The organism is Parvibaculum sp., from assembly GCF_045863935.1.
Taxonomy (GTDB): domain Bacteria; phylum Pseudomonadota; class Alphaproteobacteria; order Parvibaculales; family Parvibaculaceae; genus Parvibaculum.
On record NZ_BTVP01000011.1, the window covers coordinates 50,755 to 75,958 of the forward strand.

At 61.7% G+C, this 25,204-nt stretch carries 21 protein-coding genes and 1 tRNA gene; 6 read left to right on the forward strand and 16 right to left on the reverse strand.

Features of this window, described 5'->3' with window-relative positions; translation table 11 throughout:
- The 3 genes from ACKUUH_RS06635 to ACKUUH_RS06645 all read left to right on the forward strand — a co-directional run bounded on the left by ACKUUH_RS06635 (position 1) and on the right by ACKUUH_RS06645 (position 2,136).
- Complete coding sequence (locus tag ACKUUH_RS06635) at positions 1-1,005, forward strand: phosphotransferase family protein (protein WP_407949098.1); 1,005 nt, start codon at positions 1-3, stop codon at positions 1,003-1,005.
- Positions 1,006-1,016: 11 nt separating this feature from the next.
- Positions 1,017-1,400 (forward strand): DUF6285 domain-containing protein, encoded by a 384-nt coding sequence (locus ACKUUH_RS06640; RefSeq protein WP_407949099.1) that lies wholly within the window; start codon positions 1,017-1,019, stop codon positions 1,398-1,400.
- 148 nt (positions 1,401-1,548) lie between these two features.
- Positions 1,549-2,136: a PAS domain-containing protein gene (locus ACKUUH_RS06645; protein WP_407949100.1), complete on the forward strand. Its 588-nt coding sequence runs from the start codon at positions 1,549-1,551 to the stop codon at positions 2,134-2,136.
- Here ACKUUH_RS06645 and ACKUUH_RS06650 read toward each other — a convergent pair.
- The 4 genes from ACKUUH_RS06650 to ACKUUH_RS06665 form a co-directional block, all read right to left on the reverse strand.
- Complete coding sequence (locus tag ACKUUH_RS06650; protein WP_407949101.1) at positions 2,125-3,147, reverse strand: hypothetical protein; 1,023 nt, start codon at positions 3,145-3,147, stop codon at positions 2,125-2,127. The genes ACKUUH_RS06645 and ACKUUH_RS06650 overlap by 12 nt on opposite strands.
- A 3-nt stretch (positions 3,148-3,150) precedes the next feature.
- Positions 3,151-4,659 carry an MBOAT family O-acyltransferase gene (locus ACKUUH_RS06655; RefSeq protein WP_407949102.1) on the reverse strand — a complete coding sequence of 503 codons (1,509 nt, stop codon included), beginning with the start codon at positions 4,657-4,659 and terminating at the stop codon, positions 3,151-3,153.
- A gap of 157 nt (positions 4,660-4,816) precedes the next feature.
- A complete protein-coding gene (locus tag ACKUUH_RS06660; RefSeq protein ID WP_407949103.1) occupies positions 4,817-6,019 on the reverse strand; it encodes an acetyl-CoA acetyltransferase in 1,203 nt (400 codons plus the stop codon).
- A gap of 11 nt (positions 6,020-6,030) precedes the next feature.
- Positions 6,031-7,539, reverse strand: a complete 1,509-nt coding sequence (locus ACKUUH_RS06665; RefSeq protein WP_407949104.1) for a hydroxymethylglutaryl-CoA synthase family protein — start codon at positions 7,537-7,539, stop codon at positions 6,031-6,033.
- A gap of 239 nt (positions 7,540-7,778) precedes the next feature.
- On the opposite strand from ACKUUH_RS06665, the gene ACKUUH_RS06670 reads away from it, so the two are divergent.
- Positions 7,779-9,557 carry an ATP-binding protein gene (locus ACKUUH_RS06670; RefSeq protein ID WP_407949105.1) on the forward strand — a complete coding sequence of 593 codons (1,779 nt, stop codon included), beginning with the start codon at positions 7,779-7,781 and terminating at the stop codon, positions 9,555-9,557.
- On the opposite strand, the gene ACKUUH_RS06675 is transcribed toward ACKUUH_RS06670, so the two are convergent.
- The 7 genes from ACKUUH_RS06675 to ACKUUH_RS06705 all read right to left on the reverse strand — a co-directional run bounded on the left by ACKUUH_RS06675 (position 9,554) and on the right by ACKUUH_RS06705 (position 18,568).
- Positions 9,554-10,837 carry an SPOR domain-containing protein gene (locus ACKUUH_RS06675; RefSeq protein WP_407949106.1) on the reverse strand — a complete coding sequence of 428 codons (1,284 nt, stop codon included), beginning with the start codon at positions 10,835-10,837 and terminating at the stop codon, positions 9,554-9,556. The two genes, ACKUUH_RS06670 and ACKUUH_RS06675, sit on opposite strands and share 4 nt — an antisense overlap.
- A 156-nt stretch (positions 10,838-10,993) precedes the next feature.
- Positions 10,994-12,817, reverse strand: a complete 1,824-nt coding sequence (glmS, locus tag ACKUUH_RS06680; RefSeq protein ID WP_407949107.1) for a glutamine--fructose-6-phosphate transaminase (isomerizing) — start codon at positions 12,815-12,817, stop codon at positions 10,994-10,996.
- A gap of 1 nt (position 12,818) precedes the next feature.
- A complete protein-coding gene (gene glmU, locus ACKUUH_RS06685) occupies positions 12,819-14,174 on the reverse strand; it encodes a bifunctional UDP-N-acetylglucosamine diphosphorylase/glucosamine-1-phosphate N-acetyltransferase GlmU (protein WP_407949108.1) in 1,356 nt (451 codons plus the stop codon).
- Positions 14,175-14,307: 133 nt separating this feature from the next.
- Positions 14,308-15,294, reverse strand: a complete 987-nt coding sequence (gene galE, locus ACKUUH_RS06690) for a UDP-glucose 4-epimerase GalE (protein WP_407949109.1) — start codon at positions 15,292-15,294, stop codon at positions 14,308-14,310.
- 34 nt (positions 15,295-15,328) lie between these two features.
- The gene (gene cysC, locus ACKUUH_RS06695; protein WP_407949110.1) at positions 15,329-17,248 is read right to left on the reverse strand and encodes an adenylyl-sulfate kinase; all 1,920 of its coding nucleotides are present in this window, start codon (positions 17,246-17,248) and stop codon (positions 15,329-15,331) included.
- 12 nt (positions 17,249-17,260) lie between these two features.
- Positions 17,261-18,055, reverse strand: coding sequence for a sulfate adenylyltransferase subunit CysD (cysD, locus tag ACKUUH_RS06700; protein WP_407949111.1), 795 nt, complete (start codon positions 18,053-18,055; stop codon positions 17,261-17,263).
- Positions 18,056-18,226: 171 nt separating this feature from the next.
- The gene (locus tag ACKUUH_RS06705) at positions 18,227-18,568 is read right to left on the reverse strand and encodes a hypothetical protein (protein ID WP_407949112.1); all 342 of its coding nucleotides are present in this window, start codon (positions 18,566-18,568) and stop codon (positions 18,227-18,229) included.
- A 244-nt stretch (positions 18,569-18,812) separates the two neighbouring features.
- Here ACKUUH_RS06705 and ACKUUH_RS06710 point away from each other — a divergent pair, with 244 nt between their 5' ends.
- Positions 18,813-19,457 (forward strand): carbonic anhydrase, encoded by a 645-nt coding sequence (locus tag ACKUUH_RS06710; RefSeq protein ID WP_407949113.1) that lies wholly within the window; start codon positions 18,813-18,815, stop codon positions 19,455-19,457.
- Between the two features lie 153 nt (positions 19,458-19,610).
- Here the strand turns inward: ACKUUH_RS06710 and ACKUUH_RS06715 are convergent, their stop codons facing one another.
- Positions 19,611-20,576 (reverse strand): helix-turn-helix domain-containing protein, encoded by a 966-nt coding sequence (locus tag ACKUUH_RS06715; protein ID WP_407949115.1) that lies wholly within the window; start codon positions 20,574-20,576, stop codon positions 19,611-19,613.
- A gap of 218 nt (positions 20,577-20,794) precedes the next feature.
- On the opposite strand from ACKUUH_RS06715, the gene ACKUUH_RS06720 reads away from it, so the two are divergent.
- The gene (locus ACKUUH_RS06720; RefSeq protein WP_407949116.1) at positions 20,795-21,538 is read left to right on the forward strand and encodes a sulfite exporter TauE/SafE family protein; all 744 of its coding nucleotides are present in this window, start codon (positions 20,795-20,797) and stop codon (positions 21,536-21,538) included.
- Positions 21,539-21,593: 55 nt separating this feature from the next.
- Here the strand turns inward: ACKUUH_RS06720 and ACKUUH_RS06725 are convergent, their stop codons facing one another.
- The 4 genes from ACKUUH_RS06725 to queA all read right to left on the reverse strand — a co-directional run bounded on the left by ACKUUH_RS06725 (position 21,594) and on the right by queA (position 25,121).
- Complete coding sequence (locus tag ACKUUH_RS06725; RefSeq protein ID WP_407949117.1) at positions 21,594-22,115, reverse strand: DUF1993 family protein; 522 nt, start codon at positions 22,113-22,115, stop codon at positions 21,594-21,596.
- Positions 22,116-22,456: 341 nt separating this feature from the next.
- Positions 22,457-22,531 (reverse strand) — tRNA-Lys (locus ACKUUH_RS06730).
- 383 nt (positions 22,532-22,914) lie between these two features.
- Complete coding sequence (gene tgt / locus ACKUUH_RS06735) at positions 22,915-24,054, reverse strand: tRNA guanosine(34) transglycosylase Tgt (protein WP_407949118.1); 1,140 nt, start codon at positions 24,052-24,054, stop codon at positions 22,915-22,917.
- Positions 24,051-25,121, reverse strand: coding sequence for a tRNA preQ1(34) S-adenosylmethionine ribosyltransferase-isomerase QueA (gene queA / locus ACKUUH_RS06740; RefSeq protein WP_407949120.1), 1,071 nt, complete (start codon positions 25,119-25,121; stop codon positions 24,051-24,053). Before queA ends, tgt begins: the two co-directional genes overlap by 4 nt.
- Positions 25,122-25,204: the final 83 nt, after the last annotated feature.

A 25,204-nucleotide genomic window follows, 5' to 3' on the forward strand; every position in this document is an offset into this window, starting at 1 on the left:
ATGGCCGAAGGGAGCAACCCGATCGAGGCGCCTCTCGCCAAGGTTGTGAAAACTCATATCAAGGGTGCAACGGGGATAAGTGGCCTGAAGCGTCTCTCCGGCGGTGCCAGCCAGGAAACCTGGTCCTTCGATGCGACAACGGCTGGCGACCCTGTCCAGCTGATCTTGCGACGCGCGCCGGGTGGTGCCCGCCCTCCGAGTGAAACGGCCGTCGGTCTCGCCACGGAGGCAAAGCTGATCGAACTTGCCGGCGCCGCCGGTGTGCCGGTTCCAACCGTGCGTTATGTGCTCGCGAAAGAGGATGATGTCGGCGACGGTTTCATCATGAACCGGATCGCAGGTGAGACCATCGCGCGCAAAATTCTGCGCGACGAAGAATTCGCCGATGCCCGGCCGAAACTTGCGCGCCAGTGCGGTGAAATTCTGGCGAAACTCCACAGCGTCGACCGCGCGACCCTGCCGCCTCTTCGCATCTCCCCTGCAGAGTCCGAAATCGCGCAATACCGGAATATCTACAAGGCACACGGTCATCCGCATCCGGTGTTTGAACTGGCCCTGCGCTGGCTGGCGGACAACACGCCACCACCGGGCACCGCCCACACGCTCGTCCACGGCGACTTCCGGAACGGCAACCTGATGATAGGTCCGGACGGTGTTCGTGCAGTTCTCGATTGGGAAATCGCCCATGTCGGCGACCCGATGGAAGATCTCGGTTGGATATGCGTGAACTCTTGGCGCTTCGGCAATATCGACCAGCCCGTCGGCGGCTTTGGCACGAGAGAAGACATGTTCGAAGGTTACGAAGCCGCGGGCGGCGGCAGGGTCGATCCCGATCGCGTCAAGTTCTGGGAAGTCCTGGGGACGCTGAAATGGGGAATTATGTGCACGATCATGGTGACGGCTTTCAAGACCGGGGCGGATCGCTCGGTCGAGCGCGCAACCATCGGACGGCGCTCTTCCGAGACGGAAATCGATTTGTTGCGCTTGCTGGCGCCACTTGCCTGAGGGGGTGAAGAATGCAGGACCAGCCGACGGCCAGTGAACTCGTCGGAGCTGTTGCGGATTTTATCCGCAACCACGCCATGCCGCAGTTGCAGGGCCATGCCGCATTTCATGCGCGGGTTGCCGCAAACGCTCTCGACATCGTAAAGCGGGAGCTGGAAGTTGCGCCCGCGGCCAATGCGAATGAAATGGCGCGTCTCAAGGCATTGCTTGGGATGGAGGGAACGCTGGAGGACCTCAACCGTGAGCTTTGCCGGCGGATCGAAACGGGGGACGTCGGTCTCGATACGCCGGGGCTTAAGGACCACCTTTGGCGCACCACGCTTACCAAGCTTTCGATCGACCAGCCCAACTATTCAGGGTACCGCCGCGCGCTCGACGAGGAGGCCAAAGCCTGAGCGCGCCCCTCTGGAGCGAGCTTCGCGCTGGCCTTTGGTAAAATGCGGGTTCTTGTTTGGTGCGGTGATCATTTGGTAAGCCTTAGGCGGCACACTTTCCCGCACCCGGACACAGAAGGTCCGGATTGTTCCGTTGCGGCGTTCGTCGATGGAGCTTGCGAAGATCGCCTGGTCGTCGTCGCCTGCACCGCTTGCGAGCAGCGTGCCGCGCTCATCGACGCGTATTTGGGAAGCGGCCTTGTCCTACCGCGAGATCGATATTACCGGCATCCCGGAGCGCCATCCGGTTCGCTGTTTCCAGGGCTACTGGAATAGCCGGGCCGGCGCGGGAAACCCGCCGCTCCGCAGCCAAATTAATCCCGCCGATATTGCAAGCATATTGCCGTGGTTGCTGGTGCTCGAAACGCTGCGGTTCCACGACAAGCGTGAATTCCGTTATCGTCTTGCCGGTACGGGATGCACTGAGCTGTTCGGCGTCGATTACACAGGAAAGATGCTCGGCGAAAACCTGACCCCGGAAGGCACCGAGATCAGGCAGAGGGAATTCAACAGCGTCATCGAAACGTGCCACCCGATTTTATCGACGACGAACTTGCCAATAAAGGCAAAGGATTTTATCGCCGTTCACCGCGGTGTCTTCCCCGTCTCCCTGACAGGATCCTCGATAGACCAGATCTTCGTGGTAGTCGCACCAACTGCCACTGAGTGCTCCGTTCGTCTCCCTTTATCGTCCTGAGGCACTTTCGAGCCGGGCTTCATAGAAAGCCAGCCGGCGCGCATAGGCGCCGCGAACCTGCGCCGCATCCATCTCTTTCAGGTCGAGAGCGCCGTCTGAGCCGCCGCTCAGCAGGTTCCCGGCGATGATCGTGTTCGCTGCCTCGGAATAGTGTGTGCCGTCATAGGTATTCGATCTGTCGATCGTCATGGCTGAGGGAACGCCGTAATCCACGAAGCGATCGAACTTCGTCGACGCGAGGTGAAGTACCTTGACATATTCATCGAGCCAGCCCTTCTCCCCGTAAGCGTTGATCGCCCATGCAGAGATCGGCGGAACGTAGCCAGCCAGAACCGCTTCGGGAAAGATTGCGCGCATCTCGTCGTAGAAAGAAACGCGATCCTTCGCAACAAACCGGCCTGCAAAGAGGTCACGAATGGGCTTTGCGGGATCGTATGGGGGCGCGCCCGGCGCAACGTGGCATATGAACTCCCGGTCATAAACGCGATCGAGTGGCGATTTGCCGAACAATGTCTGCAGCGACATCGAAAGCGCATCGATAGAGAGATAGGCAAGGTAAGGCGGCTTTGGTGCTTCTTCTTCCCGGATGAATTGGGGGATATCTGTCCCACCAATTCGCTCCCGGAAGGCGGCGCCCGGAACGCCCATGATAACGAGTTTCGGATGAAATCCGTTGGCGCGCAGGTACCGGGCATAAGCAACGGCCTCAGCTGCCTTGCCGGCGGAGAATGCGAAGTTGAAGCACTTGTATCCTTCGATCTTGTTTTCCGGCAGAAGCGTCACGCGGCTGTCGCCGAAGATGACGCAGTCGTACCGATCTTTCTTCGAGAGAAAGAGGTTTGTCTTGCTCAACCTTTCGTTGAAGGCATAGTTCACGGTCCCGACCTTGTTGCCGCCGAAGTACCAAAGCGGATCGACAACCGCATTGGCGATGAAGACAGCCAACGCAACGGCAACCACCGCAGCGGTCAGCGTCGCAAGATAGGCGGGTGCGTATTTGCTCATCGTCATGGGTCAGAACTGGAAATAGAGGAATTCGCTGATGCGCTGAAGGCTGAGGAGCGAAGCCGCCGCCGCAAGGCCCATCGCAACGGCCACAGGCTTGCTTGGACGCCAGAGAAAGAGCCGCATGTAACGCGTATGATCCACGGGCAGGAGCAGCGGATCTCCGCGCCGGTCGGCCCATTTGTAGTTGAAAGCTGGCCGCACCATCGCAAGCCATTGCTGCGTGTTGGGCCAGAACCAGAGGATACCCATCCAGAACAGAAGCCAGCCCATATCCTCCATCATCCTGCCGGCTTCGGAGATGTCCGGCACGGCAACAAGACCTCGATAGATCGCCGTCGCCGTGTCGAGATCGGCGGCGCGGAACAACACCCATGCAAGCGCAACGCAGAGAAAGGTCAGGGTGCGGGCAAAACCGCGGGACCACCAGGTGTTGATCCGCCGGATCGGCAGCGCGTTCCACCCGTGGTTGACGATCAGCATCAGCCCGTGCGCGGCACCCCATAACATGAACGTCCAGGCCGGCCCGTGCCACAACCCGCCAAGAGCCATGGTTATAAAGAGGTTCAGATAGCGCCGGACCTTGCCGCGCCGGTTACCACCGAGCGAGATGTAGAGATAGTCGCGCAGGAAACGAGACAGTGTCATGTGCCATCGGCGCCAGAAGTCGCTGATGTTCAGTGCCTGATATGGCGAGTGAAAATTGAGCGGCAGCTTTATGCCGAAGATACGAGCCGCCCCGATCGCCATGTCCGAATAACCGGAGAAGTCGAAATAGAGCTGGAAGGTATAGGCGAGCATGCCCTCCCACGCATCGAAAAATCCGATCTCCGCACCGTTTGCGGCCCGCGCAAATACCGGCGCAGCAACGAGTGCGACGTTGTCCGCCAGCACGACCTTCTTGAAGAGTCCGGCAAGGAAGATCGTGAGGCCGATCATCACGTTCGCACGATCGAAGGCGAAGCCGCGCTGGAGCTTTGTCTGAGAGAAGATTTCCTTGTGATGAACGATCGGACCCGCAATGAGCTGCGGGAAGAACATCACGAAGAAGCAGTATTCGAGGAAGGAGTGCGGCTCCACATCGCCGCGCCGGGCATCCACCAGATAGGCGATCTTCTGGAAGGTGAAGAAGGAGATCGCGAGCGGCAGGACGATGTGCTGCAGCGGTATGTCGGTTTCAAGAATGGTATTCGACGTTCCGATCAGGAAGTCCGTGTATTTGAAGTAGCCTAGGGAAGCTAGATCGACCGTGACACCGAAGGCAGTCAGCGGTGTCGCCCACCCTCCCCGGGGTTTCAGCCGTTCGACAAGGATCGCCTGTGCCGTCAGGAAGTTGAAAACGGCAAGTCCGATCAGCAACGGCAGATAAACGGGATTCCACCAGCCGTAAAAGAAGAGCGAAGCGAGGACGAGGAATCCCAGGCTCGCCTCGCGGCCGAGCCGCGCCCGGATGGCGAAGCACAACAGGGCCGTCAGCGGCAGGAAGCCAAAGAGGAAAACGGGTGAATTGAAGAGCAATTGGCGAGACGGGCTCCAGCCCCTTGGAGGATAAGATCAGATGGCGGAATCGGGCGGTCGTCCGCCTTCGGGAGCAGGATGTTAGGGAGAACAAAGGCATAAAAAAGGCCGGGAGCGAGCTCCGGCCTTCTTCATGGCGTTTTCGAGCAATAGCCGGTCAGGCGCCATAGGCCCCGACGATGGTGACCGAGCAGACGTTCGACGCCGGAGCACCGCCGAGGTTATGCGTCAGGCCTATCCTGGGGTTCGCAAGCTGGCGCTCACCCGCCCTGCCTTGAATCTGGAGATACATCTCATAGGCCATGCGGAGGCCCGAAGCGCCGATCGGATGACCGAAGCACTTGAGCCCGCCATCGATCTGACAGGGAACCTTGCCGTCGGAATCGTAGAAGCCGTCCATGACGTCTTTCACCGCCCCGCCTTCGGGCGAGATGAAGAGGTCCTCCATGGTCACCAGTTCGGTGATTGAGAAACAGTCATGCACTTCCATCATGCTGACCTGCTCGCGCGGGTTGTCGATGCCGGCCTCCTTGTAGGCCTTCTTGGCAGCGATCCGGGCGGTGTGGAAGTAGCTTCCATCCCAGCTGTTGTGCTGGGATTCGAGACCGTTCGAAACCGAAAGCTGCATGGCCTTCACGGTCACGATGTCCTTCTTGCCGAGAGCCTTGGCTATTTCGGGAGTCGTCACGATAGCCGCCGCCGCACCGTCCGATACGCCGCAGCAATCGAACAGACCGAGCGGCTCTGCGATCATCGGCGCGCCCATGACCTGCTCTTCGGTCACCGCGTTGCGAAGATGCGCCTTTGGGTTCTTGGCGCCATTCGCGTGGCTCTTGACCGAGACATGCGCGATGGCCCGCTTCAGATCTTCCTTGCTGACGCCATGCTTGGCCCGGTAGGCGGAAGCGAGCTGGGCAAAGTTGCCTGGCGCGGAACCGGACGGGGCCCATTGCGGGATCAGAGTGCCCATATTGCCGACCGGCAGACCGCCATAGCCAGTGTCCTTGAGCTTCTCGACACCGAGAGCAAGCGCGATATCGGCCGCCCCGGAGGCGACCGCATAGACCGCGCCACGCAGCGCTTCCGAGCCGCCGGCGCAGAAGTTCTCGACGCGGGTCACCGCGATATTCGGCAGACGAAGCGCGAGAGACAGTGGCGTGCCACCCTTGCCCGTGCCGATTTCATCGATATGCGTGGAAAACCACGCTGCATCGATCTGCGTCGGTTCAATGCCCGCGTCCTGCATGGCCTCGAGATAGGCTTCCACCATCAATTCTTCGGGGCCCGCGTCCCAGCGCTCGCCGAACTTGGAGCAACCCATGCCGAGGATCGCGACCTTGTCCTTGATACCTGCCGCCATGTTCGTTCTCCCTATTCGGCCGCCTGGCCCGTTTGTGATTTTGTTTCGCTCGCAGCTACCGGCACCGCCTTCCAGAAATAACGGCGGAATCCGCGCTTCTCGTCGATTTCCTTGATCCGGAAAACGAGCTTCACTTCCATACCGGAATCGACTGTACCGACCTCGACATCGGTAAAATCCATCATGATCCGGCCACCTTCGTCAAAAACGACCATGCCGTAGTGGTTCGGTGGATTCATGCTGAACGAGAGGAAGTCCGCCGACCATGACAGGATCTTCGCCTTCTTCTCGGCGAACTTGTACGGCTCCTGTGTATCGACCGTGTGCTTGTTCGGATTGACAGAGATGCGCGAGCGCGGGAACTGGACAACGCCCGTCTCGGTGCAGCGACCGCCAACGAGACCCATGAGCATGTCCTCGTTCCGGTAGAGCGTGGTGAGCGCGGTCTTCTTGTCCTGCTCGGCGCGCATGCCCCTTTCCCACTCGATCAGGCCGTTGAAGGTGAGGAACTTCATGTAGTTCGTCTCCTCCACCCGGTTCCGCAGCGAGCCGGTAATGCCCCGCTTGCTCGCCTGGCTGGAGAGCTTGTCCGTTACCTCGAAAACGAGCGCATCGCAGCCACCACCGAAGTGAAGCAAGAGCACCTTGTCGCCCGGCTTGGCTTCCGTCTGCAGCGTATGGATGAGCATGACGAGAGAATGTGCAACGCCGGTCTCGCCGCAATTCGCGGCCAGCGTGTCGCGGGCGGCTTCCGGGGCGATCCCCGACCGTTTTGCGAGTTGTTGCACGAACTTGTCGCCGAACGCACACGGAAGAACGAAATGTTTGATTTCTTCGCCGCTTACAGAGGAGTTCTCAAGCGCTGCCTTCACTGCCCGCGGTACGATTTTCGCGAAGCCCTCGTCCCGAATCCAGCGTTCTTCCCAGTTGTAGTCGAACTCTTCCGTATCGCCCCGGAAATGATCGACAAAGTCGAGCGTGAGGCTGGCGCCGCCCAGATAGGCAGCGATGATGTTCTCCGTACCGACAGAAAGAGCCGCTGCGCCGTCGCCGAAGTCGAGTTCCTGTGCCGTCACCGCTTTGGTCTTGCGGTGGTCCGAGGCAAGGACCAGAGCGTTCTTCACCTCTCCGCCCTTGACCGCAGAAAATGCCTGCATCAGGGCCGATGTGCCGGCACGCTGCGTTGAGGCGACATCGACGGCACGGACGCGTTCATCGAGGGTAAGCGCCGCCGAAATGATGCCGCTGTTCAAACGATCTTTGAAAGGCATCGTCGTGGAGCCGAAATAGAGCGCATCCACATGGCTCCGGTCGTCGTCAGGACCGAGCAGGTCGCGGGCGGCCTCGACAGCCATTGTCACCGAGTCCTCGTCCCAGTTCGCCATGGAGCGCTCGCCCTTCCCTTTGCCAAGGAAGTTAGGCGCTACCCAGGCGTTTGCCTGAACGATTGATTTACGCTGCAGCCTGAGGCGCGGGATGTATCCGCCAAAGCCGGTCAATCCCACCATCTGTTGGGCCATACGTCTCCCCTTCCATTCGTTCCGGTCGTTGTTTTTCAGGAGTTTACCGAGCATGAGGGGCCGGCCACAACAACCGGATTTTCCGGCGGATTTCTGCCAGTTCTACGCTGCGTCAACGTCCCGGATTTGAGGGCGGAGCGTATAGATATTTGAAGCATGAACACACAGCATGGGCGGTCTTAACACATTGATAGCCGCTCTCAGGCTTAGCTTCTTGGGTACTGCATCGGGTAAAGGCTATGCGGCTGCCGACCAACGTCACACCAGCGTCTCTGAAGACCGTTGCCGCCCCGGCCACGGAGGCCTTGCCGAGCCGGGACGAAGCTTCGGGCGGGAAAACGAGACAAAAGTCGATCTGGCCCCTTGTCGCTGTTCTCGCGATCTTCTGCCTGGCAATGCTCAGTCTTCTTTTTGCAGGATCACTCGAGCTGGACCGTTTCGCCCGCGATCAGGCACGCAGCCTTGCGGAAACCGCCATCTCCAAGGCGGTTGCGGATGTCGCGTTCATCACCCGTGACTATGGATTCTGGGATGCCGCGGTAGCCAATCTCACCGAAAGCTTCGACGCCGATTGGGCAAACGACAACGTCGGCGAATACGCTTCTGACGCGCTAAGTATGTCCCGGACGCTTGTGCTTGGACCCACCAACGACACGGTTTATACGATGAAGGACGGGACCGTCTCGTCGGACCCTTCCTTTTTCTCGCCGCCGCCCGCCCTTCTCCGACTTGCTGCCCTTGCACGGGCAACATCATGGGACGATCCGCAGGCGGCATCGTCTTTCGTGTCCATCGACGGCGAAGCATTCATCGCTTCAGCCTCGGTCATTACGCCGGAGAAACCAAAACCGCAGATCGTCGGGTCTTTCACACGATGCGTATTGATCTTTCTTCGCGCGCTTGACGAAGAGAGCGTTGCGGACTTGGGTGCTTCCTATCTGCTCCCTGACTTGCGGCTCCAGACCGGCAAAGCGGGCGACGGATACGACTCGCTGCCGCTGCTCGACGACAGGGACCAAGCCGTCGTCCACCTCGCGTGGCGAACACCGGTCCCCGGACAGAGCTTTCTCAAACAAACGGCGCCGTGGATGGCCGCCATCTTCCTTGTCCTTGCCGGGCTCATCGTCATGGCGCTGAAGCGCGCCTACGCGCAGGCCGCCGTAGTGGAGCAGTTGAACGACGAACTCCTCCTGCGGTCGAGGGACCTCGAACACAGTCAGGACAATTTGGTGAAGGCATTGGAAATCGCGGTTGAGGCCAATAAGGCCAAGGCAGATTTCCTGGCGGTCATGAGCCACGAGTTGCGGACACCACTCAACGCGGTAATCGGTTTTTCGGATCTGATCCGGAACCAGGCTTTCGGTCCGGTCGGACATAGAAAATACGCCGAATATGGAAATGACATTTTCACCAGCGGCCAGCATTTGCTTTCGCTTATTTCCGATATTCTGGACATCACGCGCGCCAATGCTGGAACGCTGACGCTCGACCTCCGTCCCGTCGATTTGGCAAACCTCGCCGACAAGTCTTTGACGCTGATGACCCCCCAGGCCGTCCGCCAACGGATATCGGTCGATGTCGTAGATAGATGCGGCCCCAGCATCGTGCTGGGCGACGAGGTGCGCCTAACCCAGATCCTCACCAACTTGATCAACAATGCGATAAAAAGCTCACCGGAAGGCGGGAGCATCCGCATCAAGATATCCCCGGTCAAACATGGAGAAATCTCTCTTCGGGTGATCGACAAAGGTTGCGGTATTCCAAAAAAAGAGTTGGTCAGTGTGACGGAGCCCTTCCGTCAGGCGGGAACCTATCAGACCCGTTTCAATCCCTATTCCTCTGAAAATTCCGGAACGGGGCTTGGCCTTGCAATCGTAAAGCGCTTGACGGAAGCGCACGGCGGAAGACTGCGTATCGCAAGCAAAGTGGGACTGGGCACCGTAGTGGAAGTCATACTCCCCCGGCACGAGAGCGCCGCTACGGGCTGTAACGCAGGAAACAAGACCGCTACAGGCTAGACGTCGTCCTCGACAACAAAGCAGGCGATCTTGCGCGCTTCAAGCGCGCGGCATGCCGATTTGGCATCGTCCATACGCTCAAATCCGCCAGCCCTGAGCCTGTAGAAAACCCCCCGCTCACCAAGATCTGCTTTCAGAATGGCATAAGACGAGCCGCCGATGACCGGTGCGGCATCGCCCGCCATTTCCTCCCAGGCCCGGCTCGCAAGGGCAGCTTCGCGGAAAGCTCCAAGTTGAACACGGTAGCGAGCCTCGGGCAGGCCAGCCGCCGCAGGTGAAACTGCCGCAAGCTGGACTGGTTTCCGCCCCGCAGCCGGTTCGCTCTCCCGAAGCGATCCCGTGGTCAGTTCGCCGGCCGGCGGGACCTCAGCCACTGCAGCAGATGTCTCTTTCGGTGGCGGGAACCGGGTCGCCGTCGTCCGCCAGCCGCCGATACTTGCCACGCGGATGATCTGCCCGCGCTCATGTCCGGATGCCGCCGTCTGGAACGGGGTAAGCGCAGCGGGAACGACCTGCGGATTGGGGGCGGTCTCTGTTGATCCGTCATCGCTAACCGCGAGCATGGGCGAGATCGCGTTGAGCTTCGTTGCTGCAAGCTCGAACTCTGGATCGATATCCAGTGCCTGCCGCAGGTCATTCGCCGCGAGCGCCAGCTGGCCGCTCTGCTCGAAGGATAGCGCCCGACCAAAGAGCGGCAGCTTCCGATCCCGGCCTTTCATGTTGTCGATGGCGGCAGTGTAGTGCCCGATAGCGGAGACGTAGTCACCGCGCCGGCGCTCGAGATTGGCGAGGTTGTGATAGGCGGCGGCGTATTCCGGCGCGAGCCTGACCGCTTCGAGGTAATCCTTCTCGGCCGCGGCTTCCTGTCCGACATCGGCAAGAGCAATGCCCCGGTTGTAGTAGGCCTTGGGCAGAACCTTGTCCGGCAGCGCGGCACTGCCGATGGCCTTCGTGTAGTCGGATATGGCGGCATCCTGCTGGCCGGTCTTCTGCAGTGCAACGGCACGGTGGTGATAGGCAAGCGCCCTGCCCTCGGCCGTCAGGCCGCCACTATCGAGCGCGTTCGAGAACTCCGCTGCGGCCCGGTTGTAAACGCCGCGCTCAAGGGCATCGGTGCCGGCCTGCATGAGTGCGGCCGCCTCCGCCTCGGCGCTGCTGCCCGCTCGAACGGCCGTTGACGATGCAGGCAACCCGCCGACGATCGCGAGCAAAAGCGCACCGAAGACAGCCCACCAGCGTCCGGCTCGTCCAAAACCCTGTAGTCCGGATAGTTGCAGCATCGACCGGCCCTCCTCGAAAGGCGACAGCGGTGAATCTTCATGAATTTTATCACGCGCGTCGGACGACCATATCCGGAGGCGGATTTGTATAGACGATTCATGAACTTAGAGGATCAAGTCCGCGCCGCTCGACGGAGGAAATGCCGCGAATCGCAACTATTCGACGGTCACCGACTTGGCGAGGTTCCGCGGCTGGTCGACGTCTGTGCCTTTCGAGACCGCCGTGTGATAGGCGAGAAGCTGCACGGGAATGGCGTTGACGATGGGCGCGATGAGCGGATCGACAGCAGGTACTTCAATTGTAGCCCAGAGCCCGGACCCCGCACGCGCGATGCCCTCGCTATCGGCGATGAGCACAACGTGGCCGCCTCGGGCGATCACTTCCTGCATGTTGGAAATGGTCTTCTCGAAGAGATTGTCGACCGGGGAAATCACGACCACCGGAACTTCCTCGTCGATGAGCGCAATGGGACCGTGCTTCAGCTCGCCTGCCGCGTAACCTTCGGCATGGATGTAGGAGATTTCCTTGAGCTTGAGCGCCCCCTCGAGCGCGATCGGGTAATTGTGGCCACGGCCGAGATAGAGCACGTCGCGCGCCTTGGCGATCTCCGCGCTCAGCGCCTGAATGGCGTGGTCCTGGTTCAGCGCCTCTGCAACATGGCGCGGAACTTCCATCAAGGTGCGCACGAGGCGCGCCTCATCCGATGCGGTGATGACGCCGCGCGCGAGACCCATCCGGACGGCAAGGACGGCGAGCGTCGTGAGCTGGCAGGTGAATGCCTTTGTCGATGCGACACCGATCTCCGGTCCGGCGAAGGTCGGCAAGATGGCGTCGGATGCCCGCGCAATGGAGGACTCGGTCACATTCACGATCGACAGGATTGTCTGTCCCTGCGAACGGCAATAGTGAAGCGCGGCAAGCGTATCCGCCGTCTCTCCGGATTGAGAGATGAAGATGGCAAGTCCACCCTCCGGCATCGCGGCCTCGCGATAGCGGAACTCGGAGGCGATATCGACCTCCACGGAGACGCGGGCATATTTCTCGAACCAGTATTTGGCGACGAGCCCCGCGTAATAGGCTGTACCGCAGGCTATGATTGTCACGCGGGGAACGGAAGCGAGATCTGCCGGCAGGGCAATTTCCCGCAGGCTGTCCTTGAGCGGATCGATATATTCCGAAAGCGTGTGGCCAATCACCTCCGGCTGCTCGAAGATTTCCTTCGCCATGAAGTGACGGTGATTGCCCTTGTCGACAAGCGCCGCGGAAACATCCGTGATCTTCACCGGACGCTTCACAACCTGCCCTTCCGCGTCGTGGATCGTGGCACCGCTACGTGTGATCTCGACCCTGTCTCCCTCTTCGAGGAATGTGACGCGGTTCGTCATCGGCGCGAGCGCGAAAGCGTCCGAACCGAGATACATTGCGTTCTCGCCATAACCGACCGCGAGGGGGCTGCCACGCCTGGCACCGATCATGAGTTCGTCTTCACCGCGGAAGATGATCCCGAGCGCAAATGCGCCTTCAAGTTCGCCGATCGCCCTGGCTGCTGCTTCGCGGGGAGAAAACCCCTTGTCGAGATAGTACGTCACCAGATGAGCGATGACTTCGCTATCGGTCTCGGTCGAAAAGACCGCGCCGTCGGCGGTGAGCCGCTCTCTGAGTTCCCGGAAATTTTCGATAATGCCGTTGTGAACGATCGCCACACGGTCCGTTGCATGCGGATGCGCATTCCGCTCGGTCGGCGCGCCGTGCGTTGCCCAGCGTGTATGACCGATGCCGATCGTGCCGTCGAGCGGTGAGGCCTCGAGCGCCTTTTCGAGATTGAACAGCTTGCCTTCGGCACGCCGGCGTTCGATTTCGCCATGCGAAAGGGTTGCGATACCGGCGCTGTCATAGCCGCGATACTCGAGCCGCTTCAGCGCTTCGAGAATAACCGGGGCGACGGGCTCCGTTCCGATGATGCCGACAATGCCGCACATATCACTCGCCCGAGGATTGTTTTTTGATGTCTTCGTTCTGCGCCCGGAAGGCCTTCGCCCAGCCGGGTTTCTCCATCTGCCGCCCTCGCGCAACCGCAAGAGCATCCGCACTCACATCCTTCGTGACCACGCTGCCCGAACCGAGATAGGCGCCGTCTCCAATCTTCACAGGTGCGACGAGCGAGGAGTTCGAGCCGACAAAGGCACCAGCGCCGATATCGGTGAAGAACTTGTTGTAGCCGTCGTAATTGCAGGTGATCGTGCCGGCGCCGATATTCGCCCCCGCACCGACCCGCGCATCACCGATATAGGAGAGGTGGTTGACCTTCGCACCCTCCTCGATTTTGGCCTTCTTAGTCTCGACGAAGTTTCCGATCCGCGCCTTGCGGCCAATTTCGGAACCCGGCCGGATGCGTGCGAACGGCCCGATCTGCGCTCCTTCCGAAACCCTGGCTCCTTCGAGATGAGAAAAAGCCTTGATGAGAACGCCATCCGCAATCTCGCAACCGGGACCGAAGACGACATTCTGACCCACCGTGACATCGCGACCGAGTTTTGTATCGAAGCTCAGATAGACCGTGTCCGGATCGAGAAAGGTGACGCCTTCGGCCATCGCGGCCTGACGCATCCGCCTTTGCAGCGACGCTTCGGCCGCAGCGAGGTCGGCACGGCTATTCACGCCCTGAATGTCCGCTTCCGGACAAGTAACGCAAATGCAGTCGAGGCCCGCGCCGCGTCCAAGCGCCACGAGGTCGGTCAGGTAGTACTCACCCTGCGCATTGTCGTTGGTGAGCCCACCTAGGAGCGCGCCGAAATGCCCGGCCGGAACGGCCATGGGTCCTCCGAAGCAGAGACGGATGGAACGCTCCGCCTCCGTCGCATCCTTGTGCTCGACGATACGGCGGACCTTGCCGTCTTTGAGCACGACGCGCCCGTAGCCGGCCGGGTCTTTCGCCTCGAAACCGAGGATAACGATATTGCCGCTCTTTCGGCAGGTGTCCGCCATGTCCGCGAGCGTCTCCGCGCGAACGAGCGGCGTATCGCCGAAGACCACGAGAACGACGCCGTCTTCATGGATGATTTCAGGCAGCGCCGTGCGGGCTGCGTCGCCCGTTCCCCGCTGGTTCAACTGCACGACGACGGAAAGGTCCTGCCGCACGCCGCGGGCGTAAGCGGCCACATCATCCATGTCGGGACCGACGACGAGAACCGTTTTGCCGCCGAACCTGGTGTTCGCCAGGACATGCCCGAGCATCGGCCGGCCGGCAATTTCATGCAGCACCTTCGGCAGGTTCGACTTCATGCGGGTGCCTTTGCCCGCCGCAAGGATGACGGTGCTATGAGCGTTCGACGTCATGGCCTCGATGCTTCTCCTGGTCCCGAATTCCGTGCCGCGCGGCGGAAATGTGCATCTCCCGGCTCCGGCCTGGAAATGAATTTATGTTTCACTATGTTGCCCTGATTCATTCAGGAATACGTTAAGGGAAACGTCAGCGATTGCGCTCGCGCAGGTGCTTCTCCCAGGCAAGCGCATGGGTCACGATCGTGTCGAGATCGTCGTAAGCGGGCCGCCAGCCGAGAGTGCTTTTGACGCGCGCCGGGTCCGAGACGATCGACGCCGGATCGCCCGCGCGCCGGGGCGCCTGCCGGACTTCAAAGGGATGCCCGGCAGCGCGCTCAACCGCCCCAATGACCTCGCGAACCGAGAAACCGTGCCCATACCCGCAATTGGCGACAATGCTCTCCCCGCCGCCCCGAAGGTAATGGAGGGCTGCGGTATGCGCATTGGCAAGATCGCTGACATGGATGTAGTCCCGGACGCAGGTACCGTCCGGTGTCGGATAGTCGCCGCCAAACACTTCGAGGTAAGGCCTCTGGCCAAGCGCGGTCTGGCAGGCAACCTTGATCAGATGCGTCGCATTCGCCGTGGACTGACCGACACGGCCTTCAGGGTCCGCACCAGCAACGTTGAAATATCGCAGAGCTGCGTAAGTCAGGTCATGTGCCGCCGCCACATCCTGCAGCATCCACTCCGTCATGAGCTTGGAGCGGCCATAGGGCGACATTGGGTTGAGAGCCGCCTCTTCCGTTGCGGGCGAGACTTCGAGCATCCCATAGACGGCTGCTGTGGAGGAAAAGATGAAATGGCGAACGCCACCGGCAACGCAGCTTTCGATCAGCGAGCGCGATTTCGCCGTGTTGTTGAGGTAGTACTTCAGCGGATCGCTGACGGATTCCGGCACGACGATCGAGCCGGCGAAATGGATAACCCCCTCCACCGCGTGATCGCGCAGAATACGCTCGACCAGCGCGGTATCGGCGATATCCCCGGCGTAGAGGCGCGCCGCGTCCTGGACAGCCCAATCGAACCCGGTGGAGAGATTGTCGAGAACGACAACTTCCTCGCCTGCACTGAGAAGATCGATGACGGCGTGGCTGCCGATATAGCCCGCGCCGCCAGTTACCAGAATGCTCATGGCTTACCTTGCCTTAAACGTGACGTAGGCGAGGTTATACCTTGAATTTCGTCTCCACATAGTTGACGAGCATCGCGACGGATTCATCCACGGGAAGCGCCGAGGTATCGACCACGAGCTCCGGGCTCTCCGGCGCCTCATACGGTGCGGAAATGCCGGTGAAATCCTTGATTTCACCCGAACGGGCCTTCTTGTAGAGACCCTTCGGATCTCGCGCCTCGCAGGTCGCGACGTCGGCCTTCACAAAAATCTCGTGGAAGTCCTTGTCGGATGCCTGCCGCGCGCGGTCGCGGTCCGAACGGTAAGGCGAAATGAAGGAGGTGATGACGATCACCCCCGCGCGCGCGAAGAGCGCCGCCACTTCGCCGACACGGCGGATGTTTTCAGCGCGGTCTTCCGGCGAGAAGCTCAGATTGGCGTTGAGGCCGTGGCGAACGTTATCCCCGTCCAGCACGTAGACGTTATATCCCTTGTCGAAGAGCTTTTTCTCCAGCGCCACGGCGACGGTCGACTTGCCGGCGCCGGACAGGCCCGTGAACCAGAGGACGCCGCCCTTATGGCCATTGCGGAAGATGCGCTGCTCGGCGGTGACGCCATGTTCGACGCGCGTGATATTTGTGGAACGCGACGTGATGAGGCCGCGCTGGTCGGCATAACCTTCCATCGAAACGATACCGCCACCGGCGATGTCGTACTTGTCGATGAGAACGAAGCGGCCGGTGCGGGGCGCCACGGAAAACTCGTCGAGCGCCAGCATGCGGCGCGCGCGAATGACGATTTCGGCGACCTGGTTGCGCTCGACCTGATGCGAGGAAGTGTTCGACAGGTCGCTCGTGTCGATGATGCTCTCGATCGACTGAATGGTGACCGGCGCCTCGAGCGTACCGAGTTTGATGCGGTAGCTCTTGCCCTTGGTCATCGGCTCCTGCCCGAGCCAGAATATCCGGGCGCGGAAGACGTCCGTCTCGATCGGCGCTTCCTCGGCATGGCTGATGAGCTCGCCACGTTCGACGAATATCTGCTCATCGAGCGTAATGCCGACGGACTCGCCCGCAATCGCTTCGGTCGGCGCCTGCTTTCCGGGCACTGTCGACCAGTATTCGATGGATTTGACGCGCGCCTTCTTGTTGGACGGCGAGAACACGATCTCGTCGCCGACGGAGAAGCGCCCTTCCTCGATGCGGCCCGCGATGATGCGGCGGTGATCGAACTTGTAGACGTCCTGCACGGGGAATCGCAGCGGACGGTCGACCGGGGAGGCGTTCGGCATGAAGCTGTCGAGCGCCTTCACCACCGTCGGACCCTTGTACCAGGCCATGGCTTCGGACGGCGTCACGATGTTGTCGCCTGCGCGTGCCGACACCGGGATGACGAAGGTCGGCGTCACACCGATAGAGGTGAGGTAGTCGCGATATTCCTGCTCGATCAGGTCGAACTGATCCTTCTCGTAATTGATCAGGTCCATCTTGTTGACGGCGACGGCGACTTGCCGGATGCCAAGGAGATGCAGCAGATAGCCGTGACGGCGCGATTGTTCGCGCACGCCCTCGGCGGCATCGATAATGAGGAGCGCCGCATCGGACTGCGCCGCACCCGTGATCATGTTCTTCAGGAATTCCTTGTGGCCCGGCGCATCGATGATCGTGTAGTCGCGCGCGTCCGTCTTGAACCAGATCTGGCTCGTATCGATGGTGATGCCCTGGTCGCGCTCCGCCTGCAGCGCGTCCATGAGAAAGGCCCATTCGAAGGGAACGCCGCGGCGCTCGCACATCGCCTTGATGGACTCGTATTTGCCATCGGGCAGCGAGCCCGTGTCGTGGAACATGCGGCCCACAAGCGTGGACTTGCCATGGTCGACATGGCCGACGATGACGATACGCAGCAAGTCGCGCATCGAGGACGGGTTCTGATTCACGGCGGCAAGCCTCACCTTGGCTTCGGATGCTTCGGGCATATGCACTCTCCCTTACAGATAGCCGTCGGCGCGAAGACGCTCGAAAGCGTCTTCCGACTCGTGGTCCATGGCGCGGCCGGAACGCTCGGAGATCCTTGTCGTCCGAAGTTCTTCGATGATTTCCTCGATGGTGGTCGCGGTGCTCGCCACCGGGGAAGTGATGTCTTTGTCGCCAAGCGAACGGAAACGCTTGCCGTCCTTGGCGAAATAAAGCGGGATCGTCGGGATCTGTTCACGCAGCGTGTAGAGCCAGATGTCGATTTCCGTCCAGTGCAGCAGCGGGTGCACGCGAATATGCGTCCCCGGAGGGAAGTCCGTCTTGAACTGGTCCCAGAATTCGGGCGGCTGGTCCTTGAAGTCCCACTGGCCGGTCGCGCCGCGCGGGCTGAAGACGCGCTCCTTGGCGCGGGTCGCTTCTTCGTCGCGGCGGATGCCGGCGAAGAGCGCGTTGAACTTGTGCTTCTCGATGGCCTTCTTGAGACCTGCGGTCTTGCGCGCCGCGGAACGGGCAGCCGGCGGCAGCGTATCGTCGATCTCCTCAATCGGCGGGCAGAGCTCGCGGATGAAGTTCAGGTTCCACTCCGCCGCATAGCGGTCGCGGAACTCGTACATTTCCGGAAACTTCTTTTCCGTGTCGACATGCATGACCGGAAAGGGAACGTGGCCGAAGAATGCCTTCCGTGCGAGCCAGATCATGACGTTGGAGTCCTTCCCCAACGACCACAGCATCGCGATATTCTCGATCCGGTTGAACGCTTCGCGGAAGATGAAAATGCTCTGGCTTTCGAGCTGATCGAGACGATCCATGACTGCCTTCCTGCCCGGCAACGCACCGCGCCGCCGCCACAAACCACATGAAAAAACAGAGGTTAAATACCAAACCCCGTTGTGGTCTGTGATTTAATCTCCCGTGCGAGGCATTGCAAGTGCGAATTGGGCCGGAAAGATGATGCATTCAGCCAGTTCGGCGAGAAAATTCTATCGCCCTGCCTTTCGCTCCACCGGCTGGCCGCAACGCGCAGCAGGAACATGCCGGTCGGCCGTGCGCCGGACGGGACGCGCCCGCGCAACCGCAGGCATGACGCGGCCGCTCCGGCTTATAGCCTTCCCTTCCAGCTTGCGCATCAGCGCCTCAAAGCGCGCCTTCATTTCGCGCTCGCTGCGAGCCTCTTCCATTTCCCGCTGGTTCCGGCGGCTGCTGGCAATCAGCGCGGTGAGCATCACAAACAGAAGGATCAGCCCCCCAATCGTAACCTGGGTCTCCAGGGACATATTCCCGAGGAGTTCAGCAACCGACATGTCGTTCCCCATCAAAATCATCCAGCGCGGTCCTCGCGCCCCCAAGGCCGGACTCTATGCAGATTTCGGGCCTTTTCCAGTGTATTGGCGCCTCAAAGGGCAAGGAATGAGGGGGCGGAGGAAGGGCGATTACTTTGCAGGCAATTGGCGACAATTTGGGCAACCGCCTTCGAAATTTAGCGGGTGAGGAGCGGCTTTCGCCAGGCGGCATGCTTGTGTATGTAGGCCTCACGATTGACGCCGACAGACCAATGGGATTGATGCAATGGACGACGCCATCGACAGCTTGATTGCCGGTTACCGCGCCTTCCGCAAAGGCCAGTACCGCCAGAATGAGGAACGATATCAGGCACTTGCCGCACGACGCCAGAAACCCAAGGCGCTCGTGATCGCCTGCTGCGACAGCCGCACGGACCCGGCGATGGTGTTCCAGTCGGACCCCGGCGAGCTCTTCGTGGTGCGCAACGTGGCCAACCTGGTGCCACCCTACGAGCCAGACAGCCACTATCACGGCACCAGCGCGGCGCTGGAATTTGGCGTCAAGTCATTGGGAATCAAGGATGTAATCGTCATGGGCCACGCCGGATGCGGCGGCATCGAGGCGCTCCATGACGGCGCCAGGGGCACGCCGCCGCCGGGCGACTTCGTGCCGAACTGGATCTCGCTCGCGGGCGACGTCGCCGCCCAAGTCATTGAAAAACATGGCGATCTTGACCGTCCGTCGACGCTGCGCCTGATGGAACAGCAGGCCGTCGTCGCCTCGCTCGACCGGCTGCGCACCTTCCCCTTCATCGCCGAGCGCGAACGCAGCGGCGAGCTGAAGCTCCACGGCTGGTTCTACGGGATCGGCACCGGAATCCTGTCGGTTTACGATGCCGACAGGGAGCAGTTCGTCGACGTGATCGAGTAAAAGTCAGGTGCGACTGTCACAATTCGCGCCCCCGGTTTTCCGCCATCGTTTCGGAACCGGAAGTCACTGTCATCGTAATGCAATGAAAACGTCACAAATCGCAGCGTTATCCCCGCTTGGGGGGATAACCCGATCCGGCAGACGACGCGGATATCAGGAGCAGCTCGCCGGCACCTCGCCGCGCACATAGTCGCGGAAGACCCAGCCGCTCGTCCCGTCCTGGCGCGTCACTTCACGCCAGTAATTCGTGCTGTCCTGACCGAGAAGCCCGATCCGCTCGCAAGCCTCGAGCACGCCCACGACCTTGCCCGCATTGTCCGGCCTGGAGCGGATATAGACGCTGCCGGCCGCAAAATGCGGATCGGCGAAGGGCGCGGCCTCCGTTTCGGGAGCGGCCGCGGGCGCCGGGTCCGCGGCTGCGACGGATACTCCGGACACGGATCGATCTTCAGCCGCAACAACCGCGTCCTGCGGCGATGAGACCTGGGCAGAGCGGTGTTCTGCAACGAATGATGTTTCGGATTCCTGCGTGAAGGACGCCTGCTGCACGGTGGCGGGCGCCTCGGCGCGCGGTGTGCGGGAAACCATTTCCGTCAGCAAGGGAGCGGTGGTGTCCGCCTGCGCGGAGGGAAGAAGCACATTGCCGGCGGCGGGTGTCTTCACGGCGCGCGGCGCAGAAGCCGCTGCGAGAGCGGCCTTTTCCGCTTCGAAGGATGCGACGGCGACCTCGCCGGGCGGCGGCCCCAAATCGATGACGAGCAGCGCCGCGAGCGCGAGACCGAGCACCGCCCCGCCCGCAACCCAGGCGATCCGCCTGTACGAAACCATGGTCCAGGGAAGTTCCGGTTCGGAATAATCGACCTGCCCGATCGTCTCATGCACTTCTTCGCCGAGACGCGACAGCGGCCGTTCGACATCGACGTCGAGATATTTCGCATAGGCGCGCGTGAAGCCGACCGTCTGCGGCAGTGCCGGCAGAAGCTCGAACTGGGCAGCCTCGATCGCCTGCAGATAGATGGGCCTGATGCGGATCGCATCCGCAATATCCTTCAGCGTCAGTCCCGCCGCCTGACGGGCCTCGCGAAGCGTCTGGCCGATTTCCTCTTTATGCCCTGTCATCCGGTATTCCCGCCGTGCCGACATTCGCAAGGGAGGCTAGCCCGACAGCGTTAACAAGAGTGTACGATTTTGTCTCGTTTCACTTGATACACACGGAAATTGACGCCGATATGTCGTCTTTCGCCCTGCTCCACCGGCGCGTCTAGAGGGCTTGGCTCCTTGCGGCGCAACATATAGATGAGAAGCTGAAACATGACGGGCGACAGGGGAACAGCGGCGTGACGGCGGAAGACTTCTTGCTGGGGTTGCTGATCTTCGCCGCCTCCATCCTCTATTCGTCGGTCGGGCATGCCGGTGCGTCGGGTTATCTTGCGGCCATGGCCCTCTTCGGTCTGGCACCGGAGGCGATGCGGCCGACGGCGCTTGGGCTGAACATCATCGTCGCCTCGATTGCCGTCTACCGCTACAGCCGCGCCGGGCAGAACGACCTGAAGCTCCTCCTGCCCTTCGTCGCCGCCTCGATACCGGCGGCATTCATCGGCGGCTCCATCGACATTCCACCCGCTTACTATCGTCCGCTCGTGGGCATCGTGCTGCTCTTCTCCGCAGCGCAAATGGCGCGCACGGCACGGCAGGCGGTAGCGGTCGACGCGACGGCGCACCGCCCGCCGCTCCCCGCCTCCATAGCGGCGGGCGGCGCACTCGGCCTGCTGGCAGGGCTCACCGGCACGGGCGGCGGCATCTTCCTGAGCCCGCTTCTCCTCTTCATGCGATGGGCACCGACAAGACACGCGTCGGGCATCGCCGCGACCTTCATCCTGCTGAATTCGATTTCGGGTCTCGCCGGGACGAGCTTTTCGACCGCGGTGCTTCCCGCCGCGCTTCCCATATGGGGTGTGGCCGTTCTCGCCGGCGGCCTCATCGGCACGCAACTCGGCACGCGCCTGCTCCCCGTGCCCGGCATTCGCTATGCGCTTGCCGCCGTGCTCGTCGTCGCGGGCGCGAAGATGATCTTCACGTGAGGGCGTGAGGGATCAGCCGGGCGGATTGGACGGCATCCGTCCTCCGTTCGAAACGTCACATCTTCATGCGCATCCGGCCGAGGAAATCGACCTTGCCGAGTTTCACGCCGCGTGCGCGCAGGATGTCGTAGGCGGTCGTCGCGTGGAAATAGAAGTTCGGGAAGGCGAAGGAGAGCAGGAAGTTCTCCGCCGTGAAGGGAAGCTGGTGCTTGCCGAGATGGAAGATCACGTCCTTGCCCTCGCAGGCGTTGAGCGCGTCCGGCGTCACCTTTTCGAGGCCCGCCTGCGCGTCGTCGACGAGCTTCTGAAGATCGGCATAGGTGTAGGTGCCGGGATCCCTGGGCGGCTGCGCCGTGCCGCTCCGGGCGGCCTCGACGGCGCCCAGCGAGTGCTGCGCAATGGATGCGATCTGGAAGCTGAAGGGCAGCATGTCATCGACGATGCGCGCCTGGACGATCTCGTCCGGGGCGATGCCCTGCTCCTCGCAGAAGGCGGCGCCCTTTTTCAGGAAGCCGGAGACGGCGCCGAGCGTCTGCAGATAGTTCGGGACGGTGAGATCGTAGAGCGAGAGCGACATGGGACGTTTCCTTCGGGTGCGGCGCATTTTCGCGCGCGATTTTGCGATGGCGGGATGCTGACGCGGCCGGTGGGAAAACTCAACAGAAGAACCTTCGCCTCCCCCTTGTGGGGAGGCCGGGAAATTCGTGGATCCCGCGAATTTCCCGGGTGGGGGGCGCGGACGGCACCAGAACCAATGAACCCGGATTTCGCTTCCGGCCGAATGCTTCGTTTCAACTGTAGATGGAGTCTTGCGAAGAAGCCCCCCACCCGATCCGCTTCGCGGATCGACCTCCCCGCGAGGGGGAGGTGTTGAAGAGAGGAACGTCGTCCGGTTGGATACCGACAGCGCAAAAAAGGTGGTGAGCCCTGATGGGATCGAACCATCGACCTACTGATTAAAAGTCAGCCGCTCTACCGCTGAGCTAAGGGCCCGCCGGGAAGGCGCGGGAATCCGCGCGCCTTTCGCTGAGGTGGGCGGAACTTAAGGGGCACGTCCCACGGGGTCAACAGGGGGATTGGGTTTCGGGCAAGGCTTTGTGAGGATTGGGAATTTGCGGGAACGAACGCCGCGATTTCCACCGATATCACCCCATCTCGTCTTTGCCGGGCTCGACCCGGCAATCCAGAAGGCGCGGAACGCGCCGTCCTCTTCATAAAAACTCGTCCGAAGCTTTTCGGGTGGGGTCGTCGTCCAGCTCTTGCGAAGAGAGACGCCGCCTGCAGCGGCTTCTGGACCCGCGGGTCAAGCCCGCGGGTGACGATGCAGGAAAGGAAAAGACGAGTATGTTGAGGCAGCGTCCGCGCCCTCTCCGCATTCAAAGCGCGGCGATGTCGCCTTCGGCCTGGTCGCGCTTGAAGGCGGCGCGGAAGGCTTCGAAGCGGCCCTCGGCGATGGCGGCGCGCATGCCGGCCATCAGGGTCTGGTAGTAGTGGACGTTGATCCAGCTCACCAGCATGGAGCCCAGCATCTCTTCCGACTTGATGAGGTGGTGGAGATAGGCGCGCGAATAGTCGCGCGCGGCGGGACAATCGCTTGTCCCGTCGAGCGGACGCGGGTCGGCCGCGTGGCGCGCATTCTTGAGGTTCACTTTTCCCCGCCGCGTGAAGGCAAGGCCGTGGCGGCCGTTCCGCGTCGGCATCACGCAATCGAACATGTCGATGCCGAGCGCGACGGACTCTACGAGATCGTCCGGCGTGCCGACGCCCATGAGATAGCGCGGGCGGTCCTCCGGCAGCGCGGGCGTCGTGAAATCGAGGACGCGGAGCATTTCCGCCTGCCCCTCGCCGACCGCGAGGCCGCCGACCGCATAGCCGTCGAAACCGATATCGCGGAGGCCCGCCGCCGAGGCCTGACGGAGCGGCTCATAGGTGCTGCCCTGCACGATGCCGAAAAGCGCCATGCCTTCCTTGCGGTGCGGTTGGCGCACGAAGGCATCCTTCGAGCGGCGCGCCCAGCGCAGCGACATCTCCATCGAGACGCGCGCTTCCTCTTCCGTCGCCGGAAAGGGCGTGCATTCGTCGAGCTGCATCTGGATGTCGGAGCCGAGCAGGCACTGGATCTCGATCGAGCGTTCGGGCGAGAGCATGTGGCGCGAACCGTCGATATGCGACTGGAAGGAAACGCCCTCCTCCGTCATCTTGCGGAGCTTCGAGAGCGACATGACCTGGAAGCCGCCGCTGTCGGTCAATATCGGATGCGGCCAGTTCATGAAGCTGTGCAGGCCGCCAAGCGCCGCGACCTCCTCCGCGCCGGGACGGAGCATGAGGTGATAGGTGTTGCCGAGCACGATGCCGGCGCCGGTCGAGCGCACCTGCTCGGGGTAGAGCGCCTTGACGGTCGCCGCCGTGCCGACCGGCATGAAGGCGGGGGTGCGGATTTCGCCGCGCGGCGTCGAGATGGCGCCGGTGCGCGCGCGGCCGTCCGTCGCCTTGAGCGAGAAGGTGAAGGCGCTCACTTTGCGCTCCCGTAAATCAGGCCCCTGTAAATCAAGGTGGCGTCGCCATAGGAATAAAAGCGGTACTTCTGCGCAACCGCATGGGCATAGGCGCGCTTCATCTCGCCCGTCGAGCGGAGCGCGGAGACGAGCATGAAAAGCGTCGAGCGCGGCAGGTGGAAATTGGTCATCAGAATGTCCACGGCCCGGAAACGGTAACCCGGCGTGATGAAGATGGAGGTCTCTCTCGCGAAGGGATGTACCACACCTTGCGCGTCCGCCGCACTTTCGAGAAGGCGCAGGCTCGTGGTGCCGACGGCGACGATGCGCCTGCCCGCCGCGCGCGCCGCATTGATGGCGGCGGCTTCGGTGTCCGATATCTCGCCCCACTCGGCATGCATCCTGTGGGCATCCGTGTCCTCCGCCGTGACGGGAAGGAAGGTGCCCGCGCCGACATGGAGCGTGAGGCGGACGGTGCGCACGCCGCGCGCTTCGAGCGCCGCCATCAGTTCCGGCGTGAAATGGAGGCCCGCCGTGGGCGCGGCGACGGCGCCGGGCTCGGCGGCATAGAGCGTTTGATAATCGGCGAGGTCGGCCTCGTCCGTCGCGCGCCTGCGGGCGATGTAAGGCGGCAGCGGCATTTCGCCGGCCACGGCGATGGCGGCATCGAGCGCGGGACCGGAGAGCGAGAAGCGCAGGCCCGCCTCGCCGCCCTCGGCCTTTTCCTCAACGGTGGCGGAAAGACCGCCCGGAAAGGAGATGCTTTCGCCGGGGGCGAGCTTCTTCGCGGGACGCAGAAAGGCGCGCCATTCGGAGGCGCTCACGCGGCGATGAAGCATGACCTCGATCTTCGCGGTGGCCTCGCCGCGCGTCCGCGTGCCGAAGAGGCGCGCGGGGATCACCTTCGTGTCGTTGAAGACGAGAAGGTCGCCGGGCTCGAGAAAGGAGGGGAGATCGCGAACGGTGCGGTCGGCGAGCGCGTTTTCATCCGGTCCGATGACGAGCAGGCGTGCCGCATCGCGCGGCCGCGCGGGCCGGAGCGCGATCAACTCCTCGGGCAGCTCGAAATCGAAATCGGAAACGCGCATGGTTTTGCGCTCACCTTTCAACAAACGTCATGGCCCGGCTTGGCCGGGCCATCCACGTCTTTCTTCCGTGCCTGCCACCAAGA

Coding starts and splice junctions, on each gene's coding strand:
- ACKUUH_RS06635 (WP_407949098.1), top strand. CDS start 1: ATGGCCGAAGGGAGCAACCCGATCGAGGCGCCTCTCGCCAAGGTTGTG.
- glmS (WP_407949107.1), bottom strand. CDS start 12,817: ATGTGCGGCATTGTCGGCATCATCGGAACGGAGCCCGTCGCCCCGGTT.
- cysD (WP_407949111.1), bottom strand. CDS start 18,055: ATGGATCGTCTCGATCAGCTCGAAAGCCAGAGCATTTTCATCTTCCGC.
- galE (WP_407949109.1), bottom strand. CDS start 15,294: ATGAGCATTCTGGTAACTGGCGGCGCGGGCTATATCGGCAGCCACGCC.
- queA (WP_407949120.1), bottom strand. CDS start 25,121: ATGCGCGTTTCCGATTTCGATTTCGAGCTGCCCGAGGAGTTGATCGCG.
- glmU (WP_407949108.1), bottom strand. CDS start 14,174: ATGACGTCGAACGCTCATAGCACCGTCATCCTTGCGGCGGGCAAAGGC.
- ACKUUH_RS06660 (WP_407949103.1), bottom strand. CDS start 6,019: ATGGCGGCAGGTATCAAGGACAAGGTCGCGATCCTCGGCATGGGTTGC.
- ACKUUH_RS06675 (WP_407949106.1), bottom strand. CDS start 10,837: ATGCTGCAACTATCCGGACTACAGGGTTTTGGACGAGCCGGACGCTGG.
- ACKUUH_RS06645 (WP_407949100.1), top strand. CDS start 1,549: ATGGAGCTTGCGAAGATCGCCTGGTCGTCGTCGCCTGCACCGCTTGCG.
- cysC (WP_407949110.1), bottom strand. CDS start 17,248: ATGCCCGAAGCATCCGAAGCCAAGGTGAGGCTTGCCGCCGTGAATCAG.
- ACKUUH_RS06725 (WP_407949117.1), bottom strand. CDS start 22,115: ATGTCGCTCTCGCTCTACGATCTCACCGTCCCGAACTATCTGCAGACG.
- ACKUUH_RS06640 (WP_407949099.1), top strand. CDS start 1,017: ATGCAGGACCAGCCGACGGCCAGTGAACTCGTCGGAGCTGTTGCGGAT.
- ACKUUH_RS06705 (WP_407949112.1), bottom strand. CDS start 18,568: ATGATTTTGATGGGGAACGACATGTCGGTTGCTGAACTCCTCGGGAAT.
- ACKUUH_RS06715 (WP_407949115.1), bottom strand. CDS start 20,576: ATGACAGGGCATAAAGAGGAAATCGGCCAGACGCTTCGCGAGGCCCGT.
- ACKUUH_RS06670 (WP_407949105.1), top strand. CDS start 7,779: ATGCGGCTGCCGACCAACGTCACACCAGCGTCTCTGAAGACCGTTGCC.
- ACKUUH_RS06710 (WP_407949113.1), top strand. CDS start 18,813: ATGGACGACGCCATCGACAGCTTGATTGCCGGTTACCGCGCCTTCCGC.
- ACKUUH_RS06650 (WP_407949101.1), bottom strand. CDS start 3,147: ATGACGATGAGCAAATACGCACCCGCCTATCTTGCGACGCTGACCGCT.
- ACKUUH_RS06665 (WP_407949104.1), bottom strand. CDS start 7,539: ATGGCCCAACAGATGGTGGGATTGACCGGCTTTGGCGGATACATCCCG.